The organism is uncultured Nevskia sp. (assembly GCF_903885465.1).
In the GTDB taxonomy this organism is placed as follows: Bacteria; Pseudomonadota; Gammaproteobacteria; order Nevskiales; family Nevskiaceae; genus Nevskia.
The window spans coordinates 1-3,247 of the sequence record NZ_CAISIQ010000540.1; the positions used below are offsets into that span (position 1 = coordinate 1).

The following is a 3,247-nucleotide window of genomic DNA, read 5'->3' on the forward strand; positions in this document are numbered from 1 at the left end:
CAGCGCCTGACCAGTTTCTGCATGCCAAGGCGGCTCCTGCACCTGCCTCGATTTCCGGCGGCGCGATCTACACCTGCCCAATGCACCCGGAAGTGCGCCAGACCGGCCCCGGCAGTTGTCCGAAGTGCGGCATGGCGCTGGAACCGGAGGCGCCATCGCTGGACGCTGCGGAAGACCCCGAACTGGTGTCGATGACGCTCCGCTTCAAGGTCGGCGCGGCGCTGAGTGTGCCGCTGCTGATCCTGACCATGAGCGAGCTGATTCCGAACTGGAACCTGATGGCCTTGCTGGGCAACGGATGGTCATCGGCTCTGCAATTCCTGCTGGCGACTCCGGTGGTGCTGTGGGCTGGTGCGCCGTTCTTCGTGCGTGGCTGGGCCTCGGTGGTCAATCGCAGCCCGAACATGTTCACCTTGATCGCGATCGGCACCGGTGTTGCGTACCTGTTCAGCCTGGTGTCGATGTTGTTCCCGAACCTGCTGCCGGCCGCGTTCACGATGAACGGCCATGCGCCGCTGTACTTCGAAGCCGCAGCCGTGATCGTTACCCTGGTGCTGCTCGGTCAAGTGCTCGAACTGCGGGCGCGTTCGCAGACCTCGAGCGCCATCCGCGCACTGCTGGAACTGGCGCCAAAGATCGCTCATCGGCTCGATGCCTCGGGGAATGAATCCGATATCGATCTGGCCGAGGTTCAGGTCGGTGACCGGCTCCGGGTGCGGCCGGGCGAAAAGATCCCGGTGGATGCCGTGACCATCGAAGGCGATAGCCACGTCGACGAAGCGATGCTCACCGGCGAGCCTGATCCGGTCCGGAAGAAGGCCGGCGATGCCGTCACTGGCGGTACCGTCAACGGCAGCGGCAGCTTGGTGATCAAAGCGGAGAAGGTCGGTGCCGGCACCTTGCTCGCGCAGATCGTGCAAATGGTCGCGCAGGCCCAGCGCTCGCGAGCACCGGTGCAGCGGCTGGTCGATCAGGTGTCGGCCTGGTTCGTTCCGGCCGTGGTGCTGGTGGCAATCGCCGCCGCCTTGGCCTGGGCACTGCTCGGACCACCGCCGGCGCTGGCGCATGCACTGGTCGCCGCCGTGTCGGTGCTGATCATTGCCTGCCCCTGTGCGCTGGGCCTGGCGACGCCGATGTCGGTGATGGTCAGTGTCGGCCGGGGTGCGCAGGCCGGGGTGCTGATCAAGGATGCCGCTGCCCTCGAGCGACTGGAGAAGGTCGACACCGTGCTGGTCGACAAGACCGGCACCTTGACCGAGGGCCGGCCGAGCTTGCGAGCTGTGGTTCCGCTGACTGGATTCAGCGAGAAGCAGGTGCTGGTATTCGCGGTGGCGGTGGAAAGCGCCAGCGAGCATCCGCTGGCGAGGGCGCTGGTCGAGGGTGCGCGTAGTCGCGGCATCGATAACCCGGCCCCGGTCAGCGATTTCGGCTCTGACCCCGGCCTCGGCGTCTGGGCGACGGTGTCCGGCCAAACAGTGCTGGTCGGCAATGCACTTCTGATGGATCGACATGCGGTTCCTACTGCCGAGCTGGCGGCCTCTGCGGAAACCTTCCGTGCCCGCGGCGAGACCGCGATTTTCATCGCCATTGGCGGTAAGCCCGCCGGTGTGATTGCGGTGGCGGATGCCGTGAAACCGTCGTCAGCGCATGCGATCAAGCTGCTTCAGGCATCTGGCATCCGAGTGGTCATGGTTACCGGCGACAACCGCCAGACCGCCGACGCTGTGGCGGCTGATCTTGGACTCGATGAAGTGATTGCCGATGTCCTGCCACAGGACAAGGCTGCGGTCGTAGTCCGGTTTCAGCGTCAGGGACGAGTGGTGGCGATGGCGGGCGATGGCGTCAACGATGCCCCAGCACTCGCACAGGCCGATGTCGGCATCGCGATGGGCACCGGCACCGATGTCGCCATGCACTCGGCCGGCGTGACCTTGCTGCGTGGCGATCTGCGCGGCATTCATCAGGCCATCACCCTGTCTCGGGCAACACTCCGGAACATCCGTCAGAACCTGTTCTTCGCTTTCATCTACAACCTGATCGGCGTGCCGATTGCGGCCGGCGTGCTGTATCCGGTCTTCGGTTGGCTGCTGTCGCCGATGATCGCCAGTGCAGCGATGAGCCTGTCGTCGTTCTCGGTGATCGCCAATGCGCTCAGGCTCCGGCGCCGCAACTCGATACGCCGGAGTCGCTTGACTCAGGACTAGGGTCCAAGGTTTAGGCTGTCAGCATGTTGACCGAACAGAGCCCATGAACACCTCCACCTCGATGACCATCGGCAAGCTGGCGCAAGCCGCCGGCGTCGGCATCGACACGGTGCGCTTCTATGAGCGCTCGGGCCTGCTCCGCAAGCCGTTGCGCTCCTTGTCCGGCTATCGCCTGTACGCGCCGAGCGAGATCGATCGTCTGCGCTTCATCCGCCGCGCCAAGGCGCTCGGCTTCACCCTGGAGCAGATCGCCGAGCTGCTGAGCTTGAGTCACGGCGGCGACCGCGCCGATGTCAAGGCGCTGGCCTCGGGCCGGCTGGCCGAGATCGATCTGCGGATCGCCGATCTGATCGCCATGCGGGACTCACTGGCGACCTTGGTCAAGGACTGCGACGGTCACGGCAGCGTTGCCGGTTGCCCGATCATCGAGTCGGTGCTGGAACCCGCTGCTTCCTGTGCGGCGAAGCGGTCGACGGCTGCATCGGGCGCTACCGGCAAGCGTCAGCGGACGCAGTCATGAGCCCCGCCGTCGCCATGACGATATTTGGAAGAACCGTCCGCATCGGCATTGTCAGCCTGCTGACCGTGGTCATGTTGCTGCTGCCGGTCAGCCTTGCCTGGTGCTGCACGGGCAGTTCCATGCCTGTAGCCACCGACTGCGGAGCAGCGCAGCACCCGGATGCGTCAGCAAGCTGTCTGGGCATGGCGGCCGAGTTCGGCAGAGACGGTATTCCGGCCGACACCCGACAAGCCCTGGTCCGGCCACTGAAGTCGGCCGAGCACTTTCCTGTGCTCGACGGTGATCAGCATCTCGCTCCGCGGCCTTCAGCCACAGTGCTGCCAGCACCCGCGCACGCCATCCGCTTCCTTACCGCGGCAATTCCGCCGCCGGTTCCGTTCCACCGCCCGCTGTATCTCCAGACCGCACGACTGCGGCTATGAGCCTGAGGACGCTCCGCGCCTCACCGCTTCTAGCTGCACGCCTTGCTGACGATTTCGTCGCAAGGCCCCGTCAAGCCCTTTTCTGTCTGCGAGAACTTCCA

At 65.3% G+C, this 3,247-nt stretch carries 3 protein-coding genes; all 3 read left to right on the forward strand.

Features of this window, described 5'->3' with window-relative positions; translation table 11 throughout:
* Positions 1-2,204: copper-translocating P-type ATPase (locus tag QZY06_RS20875; protein ID WP_295687876.1), on the forward strand; the 2,204-nt coding region annotated here is incomplete at its 5' end.
* Between the two features lie 43 nt (positions 2,205-2,247).
* The gene (locus QZY06_RS20880) at positions 2,248-2,724 is read left to right on the forward strand and encodes a MerR family DNA-binding protein (RefSeq protein ID WP_273457465.1); all 477 of its coding nucleotides are present in this window, start codon (positions 2,248-2,250) and stop codon (positions 2,722-2,724) included.
* On the forward strand, positions 2,721-3,146 hold the full coding sequence (locus QZY06_RS20885; protein WP_273457463.1) for a hypothetical protein: 426 nt from the start codon (positions 2,721-2,723) through the stop codon (positions 3,144-3,146). Before QZY06_RS20880 ends, QZY06_RS20885 begins: the two co-directional genes overlap by 4 nt.
* Positions 3,147-3,247 lie beyond the last annotated feature (101 nt).